This is a genomic window from Bordetella genomosp. 13 (genome assembly GCF_002119665.1).
GTDB lineage: Bacteria > Pseudomonadota > Gammaproteobacteria > Burkholderiales > Burkholderiaceae_B > Bordetella.
The window spans coordinates 5,001,700-5,018,122 of record NZ_CP021111.1 but is presented as its reverse complement, the minus strand read 5'-3'; the positions used below and the strand labels follow the sequence as shown (position 1 = coordinate 5,018,122).

Annotated in this window: 14 protein-coding genes; 1 reads left to right on the top strand and 13 read right to left on the bottom strand. The window is 67.6% G+C overall.

Annotation, left to right across the window (positions count from 1 at the left end; all coding sequences use genetic code 11):
* Positions 1-118: 118 nt before the first annotated feature.
* From CAL15_RS22650 to CAL15_RS22590, 13 genes are all read right to left on the bottom strand, one after another.
* Positions 119-1,987 carry a DEAD/DEAH box helicase gene (locus CAL15_RS22650; protein WP_086080559.1) on the bottom strand — a complete coding sequence of 623 codons (1,869 nt, stop codon included), beginning with the start codon at positions 1,985-1,987 and terminating at the stop codon, positions 119-121.
* Positions 1,988-2,372: 385 nt separating this feature from the next.
* Complete coding sequence (locus CAL15_RS22645; RefSeq protein WP_086080558.1) at positions 2,373-3,125, bottom strand: uracil-DNA glycosylase; 753 nt, start codon at positions 3,123-3,125, stop codon at positions 2,373-2,375.
* 38 nt (positions 3,126-3,163) lie between these two features.
* Positions 3,164-3,886 (bottom strand): 5'-methylthioadenosine/adenosylhomocysteine nucleosidase, encoded by a 723-nt coding sequence (locus tag CAL15_RS22640; RefSeq protein WP_086080557.1) that lies wholly within the window; start codon positions 3,884-3,886, stop codon positions 3,164-3,166.
* A 52-nt stretch (positions 3,887-3,938) separates the two neighbouring features.
* Positions 3,939-4,403, bottom strand: coding sequence for an HIT family protein (locus CAL15_RS22635; protein ID WP_086080556.1), 465 nt, complete (start codon positions 4,401-4,403; stop codon positions 3,939-3,941).
* Positions 4,404-4,431: 28 nt separating this feature from the next.
* Positions 4,432-4,881 (bottom strand): GNAT family N-acetyltransferase, encoded by a 450-nt coding sequence (locus CAL15_RS22630; protein WP_086080555.1) that lies wholly within the window; start codon positions 4,879-4,881, stop codon positions 4,432-4,434.
* Positions 4,882-4,898: 17 nt separating this feature from the next.
* A complete protein-coding gene (gene pap / locus CAL15_RS22625; RefSeq protein ID WP_086080554.1) occupies positions 4,899-6,365 on the bottom strand; it encodes a polyphosphate:AMP phosphotransferase in 1,467 nt (488 codons plus the stop codon).
* Between the two features lie 137 nt (positions 6,366-6,502).
* The gene (locus CAL15_RS22620) at positions 6,503-7,768 is read right to left on the bottom strand and encodes a phenylacetate--CoA ligase family protein (protein WP_086080553.1); all 1,266 of its coding nucleotides are present in this window, start codon (positions 7,766-7,768) and stop codon (positions 6,503-6,505) included.
* A gap of 53 nt (positions 7,769-7,821) precedes the next feature.
* Positions 7,822-8,676 (bottom strand): ABC transporter ATP-binding protein, encoded by an 855-nt coding sequence (locus tag CAL15_RS22615; RefSeq protein ID WP_086080552.1) that lies wholly within the window; start codon positions 8,674-8,676, stop codon positions 7,822-7,824.
* Positions 8,677-8,766: 90 nt separating this feature from the next.
* Positions 8,767-10,095, bottom strand: coding sequence for an ABC transporter substrate-binding protein (locus tag CAL15_RS22610; RefSeq protein ID WP_086080551.1), 1,329 nt, complete (start codon positions 10,093-10,095; stop codon positions 8,767-8,769).
* Positions 10,096-10,707: 612 nt separating this feature from the next.
* Positions 10,708-11,772 carry a branched-chain amino acid ABC transporter permease gene (locus tag CAL15_RS22605; protein WP_086080550.1) on the bottom strand — a complete coding sequence of 355 codons (1,065 nt, stop codon included), beginning with the start codon at positions 11,770-11,772 and terminating at the stop codon, positions 10,708-10,710.
* Positions 11,773-11,785: 13 nt separating this feature from the next.
* Positions 11,786-12,715, bottom strand: a complete 930-nt coding sequence (locus tag CAL15_RS22600) for a branched-chain amino acid ABC transporter permease (protein WP_086080549.1) — start codon at positions 12,713-12,715, stop codon at positions 11,786-11,788.
* Between the two features lie 9 nt (positions 12,716-12,724).
* On the bottom strand, positions 12,725-13,540 hold the full coding sequence (locus CAL15_RS22595; protein WP_420042523.1) for an ABC transporter ATP-binding protein: 816 nt from the start codon (positions 13,538-13,540) through the stop codon (positions 12,725-12,727).
* Between the two features lies 1 nt (position 13,541).
* Positions 13,542-15,518, bottom strand: coding sequence for an AMP-dependent synthetase/ligase (locus CAL15_RS22590; protein ID WP_086080548.1), 1,977 nt, complete (start codon positions 15,516-15,518; stop codon positions 13,542-13,544).
* A gap of 163 nt (positions 15,519-15,681) precedes the next feature.
* Here CAL15_RS22590 and CAL15_RS22585 point away from each other — a divergent pair, with 163 nt between their 5' ends.
* Complete coding sequence (locus tag CAL15_RS22585) at positions 15,682-16,383, top strand: Crp/Fnr family transcriptional regulator (RefSeq protein ID WP_086080547.1); 702 nt, start codon at positions 15,682-15,684, stop codon at positions 16,381-16,383.
* The last annotated feature ends 40 nt before the right edge of the window (positions 16,384-16,423 follow it).

Sequence of the window (16,423 nt, the reverse complement as noted above, 5' to 3'; positions counted from 1 at the left end):
ATCCCCACTCAGCGTACCGCTTCGTGGGGATCGGGCTGACCATCTCATTAAGCCCCTGGGCCGATGAACTGGCGCCTAGGGGCTTTGCCGCTGACCGTGTCGGCCGGCCGCTGCGAAATTACGCGTAGTCGCGGCGACCGGGCTTGCCGGCGGGACGGGGGCCGGCGGCGCCGCGCGGCTTGAAGCCTTCACGACGTTCGCCGTAGCCGCCTTCGCGCTTGAAGCCTTCCCCGGCGCGCTGGAAACCTTCACCGCGCGGCTTGAAGCCCTCACGGCGCTCGCCGTAGCCGCCCTCGCGCTTGACGCCTTCGCCGGTGCGCTGGAAGCCTTCAGCGCGCGGCTTGAAGCCTTCACGGCGTTCGCCGTAGCCGCCTTCGCGCTTGAAACCTTCGCCGGTGCGCTGGAAACCTTCAGCGCGCGGCTTGAAGCCCTCACGACGCTCGCCGTAGCCGCCTTCACGCTTGAAGCCTTCGCCGGTGCGTTGGAAGCCTTCGCCGCGCGGCTTGAAGCCCTCACGGCGCTCGCCGTAGCCGCCTTCGCGCTGGAAGCCTTCACCGCGCGGCTTGAAGCCTTCACGACGTTCGCCGTAGCCGCCTTCGCGGCGCGGCGAGAACTCGCGCGCGCCACCTTCCGGACGCTCGCCGCGGAATTCGCGGGCCGGAGGGCCGTCGAACGAACGAGGGCCGCGCGGGGCGCCGCCTTCGCGCGGCACCCAGCCTTCGCGCCGCGGGCCGCCGAAGCCGCCGGGACGCTTGCCGCCGCCGGGCTTGCCGTTGCGCGCGAAACCGCCGCCCGATGCGGGACGCGGCGTGCGCTGGGGTTCGAGGCCAGCGATGGTTTCGGACGAGATCGACTGGCCGATGTAGTTCTCGATGCGGCGGATCTTGTGGCGCTCGGCATGGGTGGCCAGCGTGTAGGCCAGGCCGTCACGGCCGGCGCGACCCGTACGGCCGATGCGGTGCACGTAGTCTTCGGCCTGCATGGGCAGGTCGAAGTTGACGGCGTGGCTGATGCCCTGCACGTCGATGCCGCGCGCCGCCACGTCGGTGGCCACCAGCACGCGAACCTGGCCGCGCTGCAGCTGGGTCAGCGTGCGCGTGCGCTGGCGCTGGTTCATGTCGCCATGCAGCGCCGCGGCCGCGAAGCCTTGCTCGGACAGGCGGTCGGCCAGGTCGTCGGCGCCGCGCTTGGTCGACGTGAAGACGATGGCCTGGTCCAGGCGCACGTCGCGCAGCACGTGGTCCAGCAGCTGCATTTTGTGCGCGGCGTCGTCGGCGTACAGCAGGCTCTGCGTGATGTTCGCGTGTTTTTCCTTCTGCCCGGCCACCTCGATGCGCTGCGGCTCGCGCATCATGCGCGCGGCCAGCTTGGCCACCGTGCCGTCCAGCGTGGCCGAGAACAGCAGCGTCTGGCGTTCGTTCGGCAGGCGGCCGATGATGGTCTCGATGTCTTCGATGAAGCCCATGTCCAGCATGCGGTCGGCTTCGTCCAGCACCAGCGTGTGCACGGTGTTCAGTTTGACGCGGCCCGCCTGCAGGTGGTCGATGAGGCGGCCCGGGGTGGCCACCAGCACGTCGACGCGGCGCGACAGCGCCTTGAGCTGCGCGCCGTAGGGCATGCCGCCCACCACGGTGGCGGTGCGCAGGCCCGGCAGGTTGCGGCCATACGACTGCGTGGCTTCGGCGACCTGGAGCGCCAGTTCGCGAGTGGGGGCCAGCACCAGCACCTGCACGCCCACGCCGCCGTTGCCGGTCTGCTGGGCGATGCGGTGCAGCGCGGGCAGCATGAAGGCGGCGGTCTTGCCGCTGCCGGTCTGCGAGGACACCATCAGGTCGTGGCCGGCCAGCGCCTGCGGAATGGCGGCGGCCTGCACGCTGGTGGCGGTGGAGAAGCCGGCTTCGGAGATGGCCGACAGAATAGCGGGCGCAAGGCCCAGTTCAGCGAAAGACATTACTTTCCCTTGCCGCGCAAGGCGGCATATGCGCATGGCCGGGCCGATAGGGGAAGGAGGCCGGATCCAGGCAGCGGTTGACGGAGCATCGTGCCGACCGAATCAACCGTGCGCGGATTGCGTTCTCAAATGGGAGAACGCGGGGCGAAAGGAAAGAGGTCAGGAATCGATGTGTTCGGCATCGGCCTTTTGGCAGTCGTGCCGGCCCGTGGAGAGGGGCGCCGGTCTTGGGCCAAGTTGGCTGTCTGCTGGCAAGTCGCGCTGGGCGCGAACGTGAAAAGATGCCGAATCAGTTTGTGCAGCGCGTCAATGATAACCCGAATATCCGTGTCGTGTCATCCTGGCGCAGCATTTGCAACCGAAAAGCCCGATAACTGTTGTTTCGGGCATGCACGGCCGCTTGCGCGCGCCGCGCGCGTGTTCAGCAGGGCAATTCGCCCTGCACACCCCCGCGCCCGGTCGACCAGTCGATCGGCGGCAGGCCGCGTTCGCGCAGCCAGTCGTTCGCCTTGCGGAAGTGGGCGCAGCCTACGAAGGGCTCGGGGCCGCGCGTGGCCGAGAGCGGCGATGGATGGTTGGCCGTCAGCACCAGATGACCGGCCTCGGCCGGTATCAGGCCGCGCTTGGCCTGCGCATGCGCGCCCCACAGCATGAACACCTTCGGTGCCGCATCGGCGGCCACCGCCGCGATCAGCGCGTCGGTCACGAGCTCCCAGCCGCGCTTGGCATGGGCGGCCGCCTGGCCGTCCTCGACCGTGAGGCAGGTGTTCAACAGCAGCACGCCCTGCGCCAGCCAGCCCGACAGGTCGTTGCCCGTGACCGCGCTGCCGGGCTCGTCGCGCGCGATCTCCTTGCGGATGTTGCGCAGGCTGGGCGGCGTCTTGCAATCGTCGGGCACGGAGAAGGCCAGGCCCTGTGCCTGGCCCGGCCCGTGGTAGGGGTCCTGCCCCAGGATCACCACCCGCACCTCGTGCGGCGCCAGTGCTTCCAGCGCGCGCAGCGGCCGCGCCGGATAGACCGTGGCGCCGTCGGACAGGCGCTGCTCGATGTAAGCGATGATGGTCTTCAGGGCCTGCGCGGGCTCCGGCGCGAGCAGCACGCGTTGCCAATCAGGCGAAAGCTCAGCCGCGTGCGCGGCCAGCGTCTGGGCAAGGAGTCGATTGTCGGTCGGCATGGCGGGATTTTGGCACACGTGCCCGCCGCATCGATGTCCTAGGCGGGCAATGCCGCCAGGAATCGCCGCAGGATGCCCGCCGAATACACGCTGGCCACCTCGCGCAGGAAGGTGGCGAAATCCACTGGCGCGTCCTGATCGGCGCAATCCGAGATGGTGCGCAGCACCGCGCAGGGCACGCCGAACTCGTGGCATACCTGAGCCACGGCCGCGCCTTCCATCTCGACGCACAGGGCCTCGGGTAGCGCTTCGCGCAGTTCGCGCGCGAAGCCGGCCTCGTGCACGAAGCGGTCGCCCGTGGCGATCAGGCCGCGATGCAGGGCGGCGCCACCGCCATGCTGCGCCAGGAACTCGCCGGCACAGCGATGCAGCAATCCGGCCAGCGCTTCATCGGCGGGAAAACGCGAGGTCTGCAGCAGCGGCACTTCATGGCGCGGAAACAGGGGGCTGGCGTCCAGGTCGTGCTGCACCAATGCGCTGCCCACGACTACGTCGCCCACGCGCAGCCGGGCATCCAGTCCGCCCGCCACGCCGGTGAACACGACACGGTCGACGTCGAACTCGCGCAGCAGCGTGGCCGTGGTGGCGGCCGCCGCCACTTTGCCGATGCGCGTGAGCGCCAGCACGCACGGCCGCCCGTACAGCACACCGTGGTGGTAGTCGCGCATGCCGATGCGCCGTGTGGACGCTGCCGGTCCCATCTCGTACAGCAGGTCGCGGATCTCGTCCGGCAGCGCGGCCAGGATGCCGAGGGTGGCCATGGAAGGGATTGCTCCGGTCATGCGTGCAGGCGTTGCGCAACTCGGCGCGGCATCAATGCCACAGCAGCGCGTCCATGGCTTCGACCAGCCGCGCGCGGTAGCGCGGCAGCAGTTGCGACACGCGGGCCTGGCGCTCGTGCCACTCGGGCGGTTCAGCGCCGGCGGCCACGCGCGGCGCGGCCCACACCGCGTCGGGAAAGTGCCGGTCGCCGCGCCAGCGCGGGATCACGTGCCAATGCAGGTGCGGCACCATGTTGCCTAGCGAGGCCAGGTTGATCTTGTCGGGATGCAGCACGTCGCGCTGCACCTGTTCCACCGTGTACACGGCGCGCATCAGCGAATCGCGGCCATGGGCCGACAGGCTGGTCATTTCGGGGATGTGGCCGTTCCATACCACGCGAGTGAAGCCGGGATAGTCGGCGTCGTCCACCGCGATCACGCGCAGGTGCTGCCCCTGCCAGAGCAGTTCACCGCCGTCCTGCTGGCACAGCGGGCAGTCGGGATCGCGCGCGCTCATCGCGGCGCCTTTGCGTGCGGGCCCTGCGTCACGGCAGCACCTTGCGGTACTGGACGAAACCGGAACGGTCGGCGATGCGGTCGTACAGCTGCATGGCCGTGTGGTTGGTTTCGTGCGTCAGCCAGTACACGCGTGCCGCGTTGCAGCGCTGCGCGTCGGCGTACACGTGCTCGATCAGCGCGCGGCCGGCGCCCGTGCCGCGCACGTCGGGCGCGACGAACAGGTCTTGCAGGTAGCAGTAGTCGCCGGCGGTCCAGGTGGAGCGATGATAGATCCAGTGGACCAGCCCCACGGCGCGGCCGCCTTCCATGGCCAGCGCGGCGTGCATGGGTTGGGCCGGATCGAGAAAGCGTTCCCACGTGGTGCGGGTGACGGCGTCGGCGATGTCCGTGTGGTAGAAGGTCTGGTAGCCCTTCCACAAGGGCAGCCACGCGTCGAAGTCGGTGGAGGTGGCGGGTCGTATCTGCAGGTTCGACATGAGGTGCTCGACAGGTTTCAGATGTGCGCTTCCATGGCCTCGACGACGTGGCGCAGGACTTGCAGCCGCGCATGTCGCTTGTCGTTGGCCGGTATCAGGTGCCAGGGCGCGTCGCGCGTGCTGGTGCGCGCGATCATTTCATTGGCCGCCTCGGCATAGGGTTTCCATTTCTTGCGGTTGCGCCAGTCGTCCGGCGTGATCTTGAAGTTCTTGAACGGCGAGGTTTCGCGCTCGCGGAACCGTTCGAGTTGCACGTCGGCCGTCACGGCCAGCCAGAACTTCAGCACGATGGCGCCGCTGTCCGCCAGCTGCTGTTCGAAGTCGTTGATTTCGCCGTAGGCGCGGCGCCAGGCGTCCGGCGCGGCATAGCCTTCCACGCGTTCGACCAGCACCCGGCCGTACCAAGACCGGTCGAAGATGGCGATGCGGCCGTGCGATGGCACCCGGCGCCAGAAGCGCCACAGGTAGGGGCGCGCCAATTCGTGCGGGGCGGGCGCCGCCACCGGAGTGATGTCGAACTGGCGAGCATCCAGTGCCTGCGTGACGCGCCGGATCGCGCCGCCCTTGCCGGCCGCGTCCTGGCCTTCGAACACCAGCACCAACGAGCGCTCGCGGAACCCGCCCGAACGCGAGGCCCGCGCCAGCCGGCCCTGCAGCAGGGCCAGTTCGGTGTCGTACTCGTCCTTGTCGACGTGCACCGCGTAGTCGAGCTTGCCCAGCGCATCGGGCGTGCGTGCGCGTCCCACGGCGGGCGTGCGCGGCTGTGCGACGCGAGGCAGTTTGCGCCGGCGCAGCGCCTGCAGCAGGGCCTCGGCGGTGGTGTACGTGCGCACGTGCTCATCGGCGCTGGGCACGATGGTCCACGGCGCATGCGGCACGTCGGTATGGGTCAGCGCCACCTCGGCGGCCGAGCGCAGGCGCGCGAACTTCTTGGCAACCTTGCGGTCGTCGGCGGTCACCTGCCAGGAGGTCTCGGGGCTGGACAGCAGCCGCTTGGTGCGTTCGGCCTGTGCCTGTGGCGACAGGTGATACCACAGCTTCACCAATTGCACGCCGTTGGCGGCCAGCTGGGCCTCGAAGCTGCGCACGTGGGTGGCCAGCGTCTCGATGGCGTCCGCGTTCGGCTGCTTGCGCGCGGCTTCGCGCAGCAGGGCCTGATACCACGAGCCGAACACGATGCCGATACGGCCGTTCTCGGGAAGTTCGCTCCAGTAGCGCCACAGCGGCGGCCGCTGCGCCTGCTCGTCGGTGGGCTCGCCGAATGCCATCGTGTGAATGTGGCGCGGGTCCATCCATTCGTTCAGCAGGTTGATCGTGGCGCCCTTGCCGGCGCCGTCGATGCCGGCCACCACGATCAGCACCGAGCGATCGGCCCGGCCCAGCAGGTCATATTGCGCCTTCAGCAGCGCCGTGCGCAGCCGCGTCTCGTGGGCCTTGAAACGTTCCTTGGGCAGGACGGGATCGGATTCCGCTTCGACAAACATGAGGGCTGGACACATGGGGTGAGGGGCGACCAGCGGATGTTGCGGGATAACCGCCGGCAACGCAAGCCGGCGGTCGACAGCGCCGCGAGGGCCCGATCAGCGCGATGGCCCGCGGCGCGTCGGCATGCCCGCGGGCGTCACTCGTAAGAGCGCACGTCGTCGATGACCTTGCCGTCGTTGGGCAGCGATTGCGGCGCGGCCCATTCCACCTCGGCGCGCAGCTTGGTCACCTCGCGCACCGTCTGCGCCACGCGCGCGGCCAGTTCGCTCGAGGCGGCATCGGACTCCGCCTTCAGCGTCATGGTGTCGGCGCCCACCGTGCCGCTGATCACCAGCCGGGCGCGGCGGATCTCGGGATGGCGCGCCACCACATCCGCCACCTGCGACGGATGCACGAACAGGCCGCGCACCTTGGTGGTCTGGTCGGCGCGGCCCATCCATCCGCGTATGCGCGTGTTCGTGCGGCCGCACGGCGACATGCCGGGCATCACGGCGGACAGGTCCCCAGTGCCGAACCGCACCAGCGGGTAGTCGGGATTGAACGTGGTGACCACGACCTCGCCGACCTCGCCCTCGGGCACGGGATCGCCCGTGCCGGGCCGCACGATCTCGAGGATCAGTTCCTCGCCCAGCACCAGGCCTTCGCGCGCAGGCGTCTCGAACGCGATCATGCCCAGGTCCGCGCTGCCATATGCCTGATAGCCATCGACGCCGCGGGACGCCAGCCAGTCGCGCAGCGAAGGCGGGAATGCCTCGCCCGACACCAGGGCGTGGCGCAGCGAGGGCAGGGCGATGCCGAGTTCGTCGGCCTTCTCGAGGATGATCTTCAGGAAGCTCGGCGTGCCGACGTATCCATGCGGCGCCAGGTCCGCGATGGCGCGCACCTGCTGCTCGGTCTGGCCCGTGCCGCCCGGGAATACGGTGCAGCCGATGGCATGCGCGGCCGTCTCCATCATCGAACCGGCCGGCGTGAAGTGATACGAAAAGCAGTTGTAGGCCAGCTGGCCCGCACGAAAGCCCGCCGCGTACAGTGCACGCGCGAAGCGCCAGTAATCGGCGCGGCCGCTTTCGGGTTCGTAGATGGGGCCTGGCGAGGCGAAGGTGCGCAGCGCCTGGCCCCAGCCGATGGCGGCGAAACCGCCGAATGCCTTCGCGGCGCCCGCGGGATCGCTGCCGGCGCGGCTCTGCTGCTGGGTCTGCAGCAGCTCGTGCTTGCGCAGCACGGGAAGCCTGGCCAGGGCGCCGCGGCTGTCCACGCTTTGCAGGTCGATGCCCTGCAACTGCCGTCCGATGGCCGGAGCGCTGGCCGCCGCGCGCGCCAGCGCCTGCGGCAGGGCGGCCATCAGGCTGCGTTCGCGTTCGCCGGGATCGCGGGTTTCCAGGGTGTCGAAGAAGTCGGACATGAGAGCGCCTTTATGCGATGCAGGATGCGCCGGTGCGTGAATCGGAAATCAGGTCAGGCCAGCCAGCGCTTGCGGCGCCGGTAGAACTTCTGGTCGCGGAAGCTCTTGCGCTCGCCGCTTGCAATGCCCAGGTAGAACTCCTTGACGTCTTCGTTGCGCGCCAGGTCGTCCGCCGCGCCGTCCATCATCACGCGGCCGTTCTCCAGGATGTAGCCGTAGTCGGCATAGCGCAGCGCGATGTTGGTGTTCTGCTCGGCCAGCAGGAAGCTGACGCGCTCGCGCTGATTGAGGTCGCGCACGATCTCGAAGATCTCTTCCACGATCTGCGGCGCAAGCCCCATCGAGGGCTCGTCCAGCAGGATCATGTTGGGATTGGCCATGAGCGCGCGGCCGATCGCGGTCATCTGTTGCTCGCCGCCCGAGGTATAGCCGGCCTGGCTGCCGCGGCGCTGCTTCAGCCGCGGGAAGTACTGGTACACCTTGTCCAGCGACGCCGCCAGTTCACCGCGGCTTTGCGTGCGCGTATAGGCGCCGGTCAGCAGGTTGTCCTCCACGGTCAGGTGCGCGAAGCAGTGCCGGCCTTCCATCACCTGCACCACGCCGCGCTTGACCAGGTCGGCAGGCGACAGCCGTTCGATGCGTTCGTCGCGATAGCGGATGTAGCCCTTGGTGACGTCGCCGCGTTCGCCCTTCAGCAGATTCGACACCGCACGCAGCGTGGTGGTCTTGCCCGCGCCGTTGGCTCCCAGCAGCGCCACGATGCGCCCTTCGGGAACCTGCAGCGACACCCCCTTCAGCACCAGGATGACGTGGTTGTAGATGACCTCGATTCCATTGACGTCCAGCAACACCTTGTCGGGCGCGGGGACGGCGGCGGGGGCGGGATGGGAAGTAGCGGAGATGTCCATCGCGATTCCTGTCGGATTGTGTAGGCGGCAAGCGCGGCATCGGCGGCGGCGCGCGCGGCGGCTGATGCCGTCCGCCGCGCGCACCGTGCATCAGCCGGCGCAGTTGCGCGGCGTGATGTTCTTCTCCTTGGCGTACTTCGCGGCCATTTCCTTGACCAGCGGGCCGACCACCGACTTGTCGGCCTGGTACCAGTCGGACTTCACCTCGAACTTGGCGCCGTCCCATTGCGCGATGCGCGCCCAGTCGCCGCCGGTGTGGTCGGCGCAGCTGGTCTTGACCGGCCGCATGATGTCGCCGAAGCCCAGTTCGTTCAGCCGTTCCTGCGTCAGGTTCAGGTTCTCGAAGCCCCAGCGCACCTGCTCGGGCGTCAGCGCCTTGCCCTTGCCGTACTTTTCCTGCGCGGTGCGGATGGCCTCGACCTGCAGCATCGAGATAATCATGCCGCGCGTGTGCGCTATGGTGCCGAGCGTATTCTTGGCGGTGCTGTCGCTGCCCTGGCCCTTGTCGTACACGAACTTCTTCAGGTCGTCGTGCACCTTGCTGCTGGGCGCGGCGCTGTTGTGGATGGTGACGGTGTTGTAGCCCTTGGCCACCTGGCCCAGGTCCTTGACGTCGCCTTCCGAACCCGCCCACCAGATGGCATACATCTTGTCGCGCGGATAGCCGCTGGCCTGCGCCTCGCGGATGGCGGTGGGCGTCATGATGCCCGCGCTCCACAGCAGCACGTACGCCGGCCGCTGCTGGCGGACCTGCAGCCAGGTCGACTTCTGCTCGACGCCCGGCGCCGTCACGGGATACAGCAGCAGCTCGAAGCCATGCGCGGCGGCGCGCTTCTGCAGCAGCGGAATGGGTTCCTTGCCGTACGGCGAGTCATGGTAGACCAGGGCGATCTTCTTGCCCTTGAGCTTGTCCATGCCGCCTTCCTTCTTCGCGATGTCCTGCAGCATCACGTCGGCGGCCGTCCAGTACGTGCCCAGCAGCGGGAAGTTCCATTCGAACACGCTCCCGTCGGTGGACTGCGACAGCCCGTAGCCCACGGTCTCGACCGGAATCTTGTCGACGATGGCCTTGTCGCTGACCGCGAAGGTGATGCCGGTGGACTGCGTGTCGAAGCCGGCCGCGCCGGTGCCACGCCCCTTCAGGCGCTCGTAGCACTCCACGCCACGGTCGGTGGCATAGGCGGTCTCGCACTCTTCGTACGTCAGCTTCACCCCGTTGACGCCGCCATCTCGGGCGTTGACCAGTTTCAGGTAATCCAGCTTGCCATCCGCCCACGGGATGCCCAGCGGTGCGAACGAGCCGGTGCGATACACCAGCAGCGGGATGAACTGCTCTTGCGCGGCAACCGGCGCAGCGGCAGCCAGCGATCCCATGACGGCCATCGCGGCCGCGGCGGACTTCAGGTTCAGGCGCTTCATAGTCTTCGTCTCCGGGTGTTATCGGTGTGTGTCATCCGGTCTGGGCCGGGTTTCTTTGGTTTCTGCTGCTTCTCTATGGGACTGCGGGTTAATTGAGTTCTTTAGTCGCATCGCTGTCGCTGCAAGGCGCCGCGCCGGCCAAGTCGTCGGGCTCGGGCGCGCCATCAGGCGCCCTCGGTCCCCTGCGGGGACTCCCCCTCCTCCAATTGGCCGTCACGCCGCCTTGCAGCGACAGCGATGCTGAAAACATCTCCATTCAACGACCTCCATCATTGATTCTTCTGTGAGCCGTCAATAAGCGGACAACCAGGTTCGAAGCTGCGCTGCTCCCATGCGACCACACCCCACCCAAGCACGCTGCCCCTCTCCCCCTCCAAGACAGTCTCGTCACACGGTGCCGCGGATGTTGGATTCTTGAGTCAGCGGGCAAGCGGTGGTCGTGACGGCCAATTGGAGGAGGGGGAGCCGCGTAGCGGCCGAGGGCGCCTGATGGCGCGCCCGAGCCCGACGACTTGGCCGGCGCGGCCACCGCTTGCCCGCTGACTCCTCAAGAACCCAAACAACCCAAAACCGCAAGAACCCAAAAAAAAAACCCTCACCATTAAGCAAGTTTCAATGCGGAAACGGCCATATCCGTAATTTCTCTTTCCCGATGCTCCAGAGCCTCGCCAGCCCATGCGGCTCCGCGATCAGGAACAGCACGATCAATGCCCCGAACACCATATGTTCGATATGCGCCGCCGTATCCACCGACAATGGCAGTCCGAACATATGCGGGATGTTGGTCAGCACCACAGGCACCAGCACGATGAACGCGGCGCCGAAGAAGCTGCCCAGGATGGATCCCAATCCGCCGATGATGACCATGAACAGCAGTTGGAACGAGCGCGTCAGGTCGAAGGCCAGGGGCTCCCACGAGCCCAGGTGGATGTAGCCCCACAGCGCGCCGGCCACGCCCACGATGAACGAGCTGACCGCGAAGGCCGAGAGTTTGGCGTACATGGGCCGGATGCCGATCACCGCCGCGGCCACGTCCATGTCGCGGATCGCCATCCATTGCCGGCCGATGGCGCCGCGCACCAGGTTTTTGGCGAGCAGCGCGAACACCGCGACGAAGGCCAGCACGAACAGGTACTTCTGCATGGCGGTCTGCACCGGCAGGCCGAAGGCGTACAGCGCCGGCACCGACACGCTGCCCGACGACGAGTAATTGGTGAAGAACGGAATGCGCAGGAACGCCCAATCCACGAAGAACTGCGCGGCCAGCGTGGCCACCGCCAGATAAAGGCCGCGGATGCGCAGGCTGGGGATGCCGAACACCACGCCCACCAGCGTGGCGAAGCAGCCGCCCAGCAGAATCTGGGCCACCAGCGGCAGCCCGGGCAGGCGTACCCCCAGGTTCCAGGCCGCATACGCGCCCACGGCCATGAAGGCGCCCGTACCCAGCGAGATCTGCCCGCAGTACCCCACCAGGATATTCAGGCCCACCGCGGCCAGCGACAGGATCAGGAAGGGGATCAGGATGGCGCGCAGCAGATAGTCGCTGGCCAGCATCGGCACAGCCACGAAGGCCACCACCAGCAGCAGCGCGACGAAGATGCGGTCCTGGCGGATCGGGAAGATCTGCTGGTCGGCGCGGTAGCTGGTCTTGAACTGTCCGTTCTCGCGATAGAACATGTTGTCTTTATCCTCAGATCCGGTCGATGATCTTCTCGCCGAACAGCCCCTGCGGGCGGAACAGCAGGAACACCAGCGCCAGCACGTACGCAAACCAGATCTCGATGCCGCCGCCCACCATCGAGCCCAGGTAGACCTCGGACAGCTTCTCTCCCACGCCGATGATCAGGCCGCCCAGGATGGCGCCCGGCACCGAGGTCAGTCCGCCCAGGATCACCACCGGCAGCGCCCGCAGCGCCGCCGTGGACAGCGTGAACTGCACGCCGAATTTCGAGCCCCACACGATGCCGGCCACCAGCGCCACCAGCCCCGCCACACTCCACACGATCACCCAGATGCGGTTGAGCGGAATGCCGATGGACTGCGCGGCCTGGTGGTCGTCGGCCACCGCGCGCAGCGCCCGCCCCGTCGAGGTGAACTGGAAGAACAGCGCCAGCGCGGCCACCAGCAGCGCCGCCACCAGCGCCGCGGTCAGGTCTTCCAGGTTGATCAGCAGGCCGCCTTCGAACACGCTGTCCAGGATGATCGCGGGATCTTTCGGCATGCCCACGTCGATGGAGTACACCGAGCTGCCGAAGGCGATCTGGCCCAGCCCGTCCAGGAAGTAGCTGATGCCCAGCGTGGCCATCAGCAGCGTGGTGGCTTCCTGGTTCACCAGGTGGCGCAGCACGTAGCGCTCGACGGCCACCGCCAGCAGGAACATCAGCAGCGCGCTGACGATGAAGGCCAGCACGTTGGCCAGCAGCATGTGCTCGAAGCCGAGCCAGCGAGGGATCCATTCCGAGAAGCGGGCCATGGACAGGGCCGCCACCAGCACCATCGCGCCCTGCGCGAAGTTGAACACCCCCGACGCCTTGAAGATCAGCACGAAGCCCAGGCCGATCAGCGCGTACAGCATGCCGCTCATCAGGCCGCCGAACAGGGTCTCCAGAAAAAATCCCATGTCCGTCTCCTAGTGCGCCAGTACCGCTTCGCCGCCCACGCCCAGGTAGGCGCGGATCACCTCGGGATTGGCGCGCACCTCGTCGGGCGTGCCGTCGCCGATCTTCTTGCCGTAGTCCAGCACCACCACCCGGTCGGAGATGTCCATGACCACGCCCATGTCGTGCTCGATCAGCACGATGGTGGTGCCGAACTCGTCGTTCACATCCAGGATGAAGCGGCTCATGTCCTGCTTCTCCTCGATGTTCATGCCCGCCATGGGCTCGTCCAGCAGCAGCAGGCGGGGCTCCATGGCCAAGGCGCGCCCCAGGTCCACGCGCTTCTGCAAACCGTAGGGCAGCCGGCCCACCGGCACCTTGCGATAGGCCTGGATCTCGAGGAAGTCGATGATGTTCTCGACCACGGCGCGGTGCGCGATCTCTTCGCGCTCCGCGGGGCCCCAGCGCAGCGCCTGCGCCAGCAGGCCGCACTTCATGCGCAGGTTGCGGCCGGTCATGATGTTGTCCAGCACGCTCATGCCCTTGAACAGCGCCAGGTTCTGGAACGTGCGGGCGATGCCCATCTCGGCCGCGCGACGCGGATTCATGCGCGAGAAGTGCTCGCCGCGCAGCATGATGGCGCCCTGCTGCGGCGTGTAGACCCCGTTGATGACGTTCAGCATCGAGCTCTTTCCCGCGCCGTTGGGACCGATGATGGCGCGTATCTCGTGCTCGCGCACGTTGAACGAGATGTCGGTCAGCGCCTTCACGCCGCCGAACGACAGCGAGATGTTCTGCATATCCAGCATCACCTCGCCTATGCGTTGTTCATGCATCTTGTTGACCATGTCATGCCGCCTTTGCGGTGATGGCGGGATATGTCTTGACGGGACAGATCCGCAGATCGGCCGAGATGCGGCCGACCCGGCCGTCCTCGTACTTCACCTCGGTCTCGATGAACTGCCGGTCGCGGCCGCCGTACAGCGCATCGATCAGCACACCGTACTTCTGCGCGATGAAGGCGCGGCGCACCTTGCGCGTGCGGGTCAGTTCGTCGTCGTCAGGATCCAGTTCCTTGTGCAGGATCAAGAAGCGCGCGACCTGCGAGGCCGCCAGCCGCGCATCGCCCGCCAGGTCGGCATTCACCTTCTCGACGCAGTCGCGGATCAGGTCGTACACCGCCTCCTTGCCCGCCAGGTCGGTGTAGCCCGCATAGGGCAGGCCGCGGCGTTCGGCCCAGTTGCCCACCGCCTCGAGGTCGATGTTGACGAAGGCGCACACCTGATCGCGCCCGGCCCCGAACGCCACCGCCTCTTTGATGTATGGGAAGAACTTCAGCTTGTTCTCGATGTACTTGGGCGCGAACAGGCTGCCGTCGGCCAGCTTGCCCACGTCCTTGGCGCGGTCGATGATCTTGAGCTGGCCGTCGGTGTCGAGATAGCCCGCGTCGCCCGTGTGGAACCAGCCGTCGGCATCCCGCGCCTCACGCGTGGCATCCGGATTGCGGTAGTACTCCTTGAACAGACCGGGACTCTTCACCAGGATCTCGCCGCTGTCGGACACGCGGATCTCCACCCCGTCCACCGGCGGGCCCACCGTGTCGTCGCGCACCTGGCCATCGGGCTGCACGCACACGAACACCGAGGTCTCGGTGGAGCCGTACAGCTGCTTCAGGTTGATGCCGATGGAGCGGTAGAACACGAACAGGTCCGGCCCGATGGCCTCGCCCGCCGTGTAGGCCACGCGCACGCGGCTCATGCCCAGCGCGTTGCGCAGCGGGCCATACACGGTGAGATTGCCCAGCGCATAGCGCAGCCTGTCCCAGGCGCTTACGGGCTGTCCGTCCAGAATGCGCGTGCCGACGCGGCGCGCCAGGCCCATGGCGGCACGGAACAGCGAGCGCTTCAGATAGCCCGCGTCCTCCATGCGAATGGTGACCTGCGTCAGCAGCGCCTCGAGCACCCGCGGCGGCGCGAAGTAGTACGTGGGGCCGATGTCGCGCATGTCGATCGGCACCGTCTCCGGCGACTCGGGATGATTCACGGTGAAGCCCGACACCAGCAGCTGCGTGTACGAGAACATGTTCTGGCCGATCCAGGCGGGCGGCAGATAGGCCAGCACGTCCTCGCGGTCGGTCAGGTTCTCCATCGCCGCGACGGCGCGGGCGCGATCGATCAGCGCGTGGTGGGTCAGCACCACGCCCTTAGGTCTGCCCGTCGTCCCCGAGGTGTAGAACATGGCTGCGGGGTCGTGCGGCTGCACCGCGGCCACGGCCTTGTCGAAATAGTCGGGATGGCGCTCGGCGTGCGCGGCGCCCAGCTGTTCCAGCTTCTCGTACGCGCACAGCATGGAGTCTGAGTAGTGGCGCAGCCCGCGGGGATCGTCGTACACCACGTGCGCCAGCGCGGGGCACTGGTCCCGCACTTCGAGCATCTTGTCCAGTTGCTCCTGGTCCTCGACCACCGCCACGCGCACCTCGGCGTCCTGCAGCACATACACCATTTCCTGCGCCACGGCGTCCTGGTACAGCGGCACCGGTATGGCGCCCAGCGCCTGTGCCGCCATCATGGCGATGTACAGGCGCGGGCGGTTCTCGCCGATGACGGCCACGTGCATGCCGGGCCGGATGCCGAGTTCCGCCAGGCCATGCGCCACCAGCCGCGCGTGGTGCGCCACGTCGCTCCAGCTCAGCGTCTGCCAGATCCCGAGATCTTTCTCGCGGATGGCGGGGCGCGCGCCGCGAACGCGGGCATGCTCGAGCAGCAGCGCTGGAAAAGTCTGCGCCGCCGCCGGCACCCCCGCGGGTACAGGCGTCGTATGTGCCACGATGTCTCCTCCGGTGCTTGCGCCGCCCCGGTCCGCGAGGCGGACGTGTGCAGGGGCGCGGGCCCAGTTCGTTTTTAGATTTACGGCAGGACTTAAGGTATAAGGTTAGGCTGCAAGCGACTGTCGTTATCGCGACATTCGACGACAATCTAGGGTATTCCCGATGCATATCGCCGACTCCCTGCAATTGGCCGCCGCCTGGTTTCGCGTCCTGGACGACGAACAGCGCGCGCGCGTCGAGCGCGACGTATCGGTGCAGCAGGTGCAGGCGGGCGCCATCATCGAGCGCAAAGGCGACCCGGCGCTGGTATGGATCGGCGTGCTGTCGGGCCTGGTGCGCGTATCGGTCGGCAACTCGGACGGCAAGGTCGCGTCGCTGACCGGCGTGCCGGCCGGCGGCTGGATCGGCGAGGGCTCGCTGCTCAAGCGCGAGGTGCGCAAGTACGACGTGGTGGCGCTGCGCGATTCGGTGGTGGCGCGCCTGCCCGCCGCCACCTTCGAGTGGCTGCTGGATACCAGCATCCCGTTCAACCGCTATCTGCTGCACCAGCTCAACGAACGCGTCGCGCAATTCATCGGCAAGGCCGAGCACGACCGCCTGCTGGATCCCGATGCGCGCGTGGCGCGCTGCCTGGCCGAGCTGTTCAATCCCCTGCTGTATCCGGGCATGGGCATGCGGCTCGCCATCACGCAGGAAGAGGTGGGTTATCTGGCGCGGGTGTCGCGTCAACGCGTGAACCAGGCGCTGCGCAGGCTGGAAGAGGCCGGCCTGCTTACCGTGGAGTACGGCGCGGTGCGCGTGCGCGACCTGAATGGACTGAAGCGCTATGGGGCCGACGTGCTGCGCGACGCCGAGGCGGCCTGACCGCCGGCGGCCCGCGGGGCGCCGCATCTCGCCACTATCG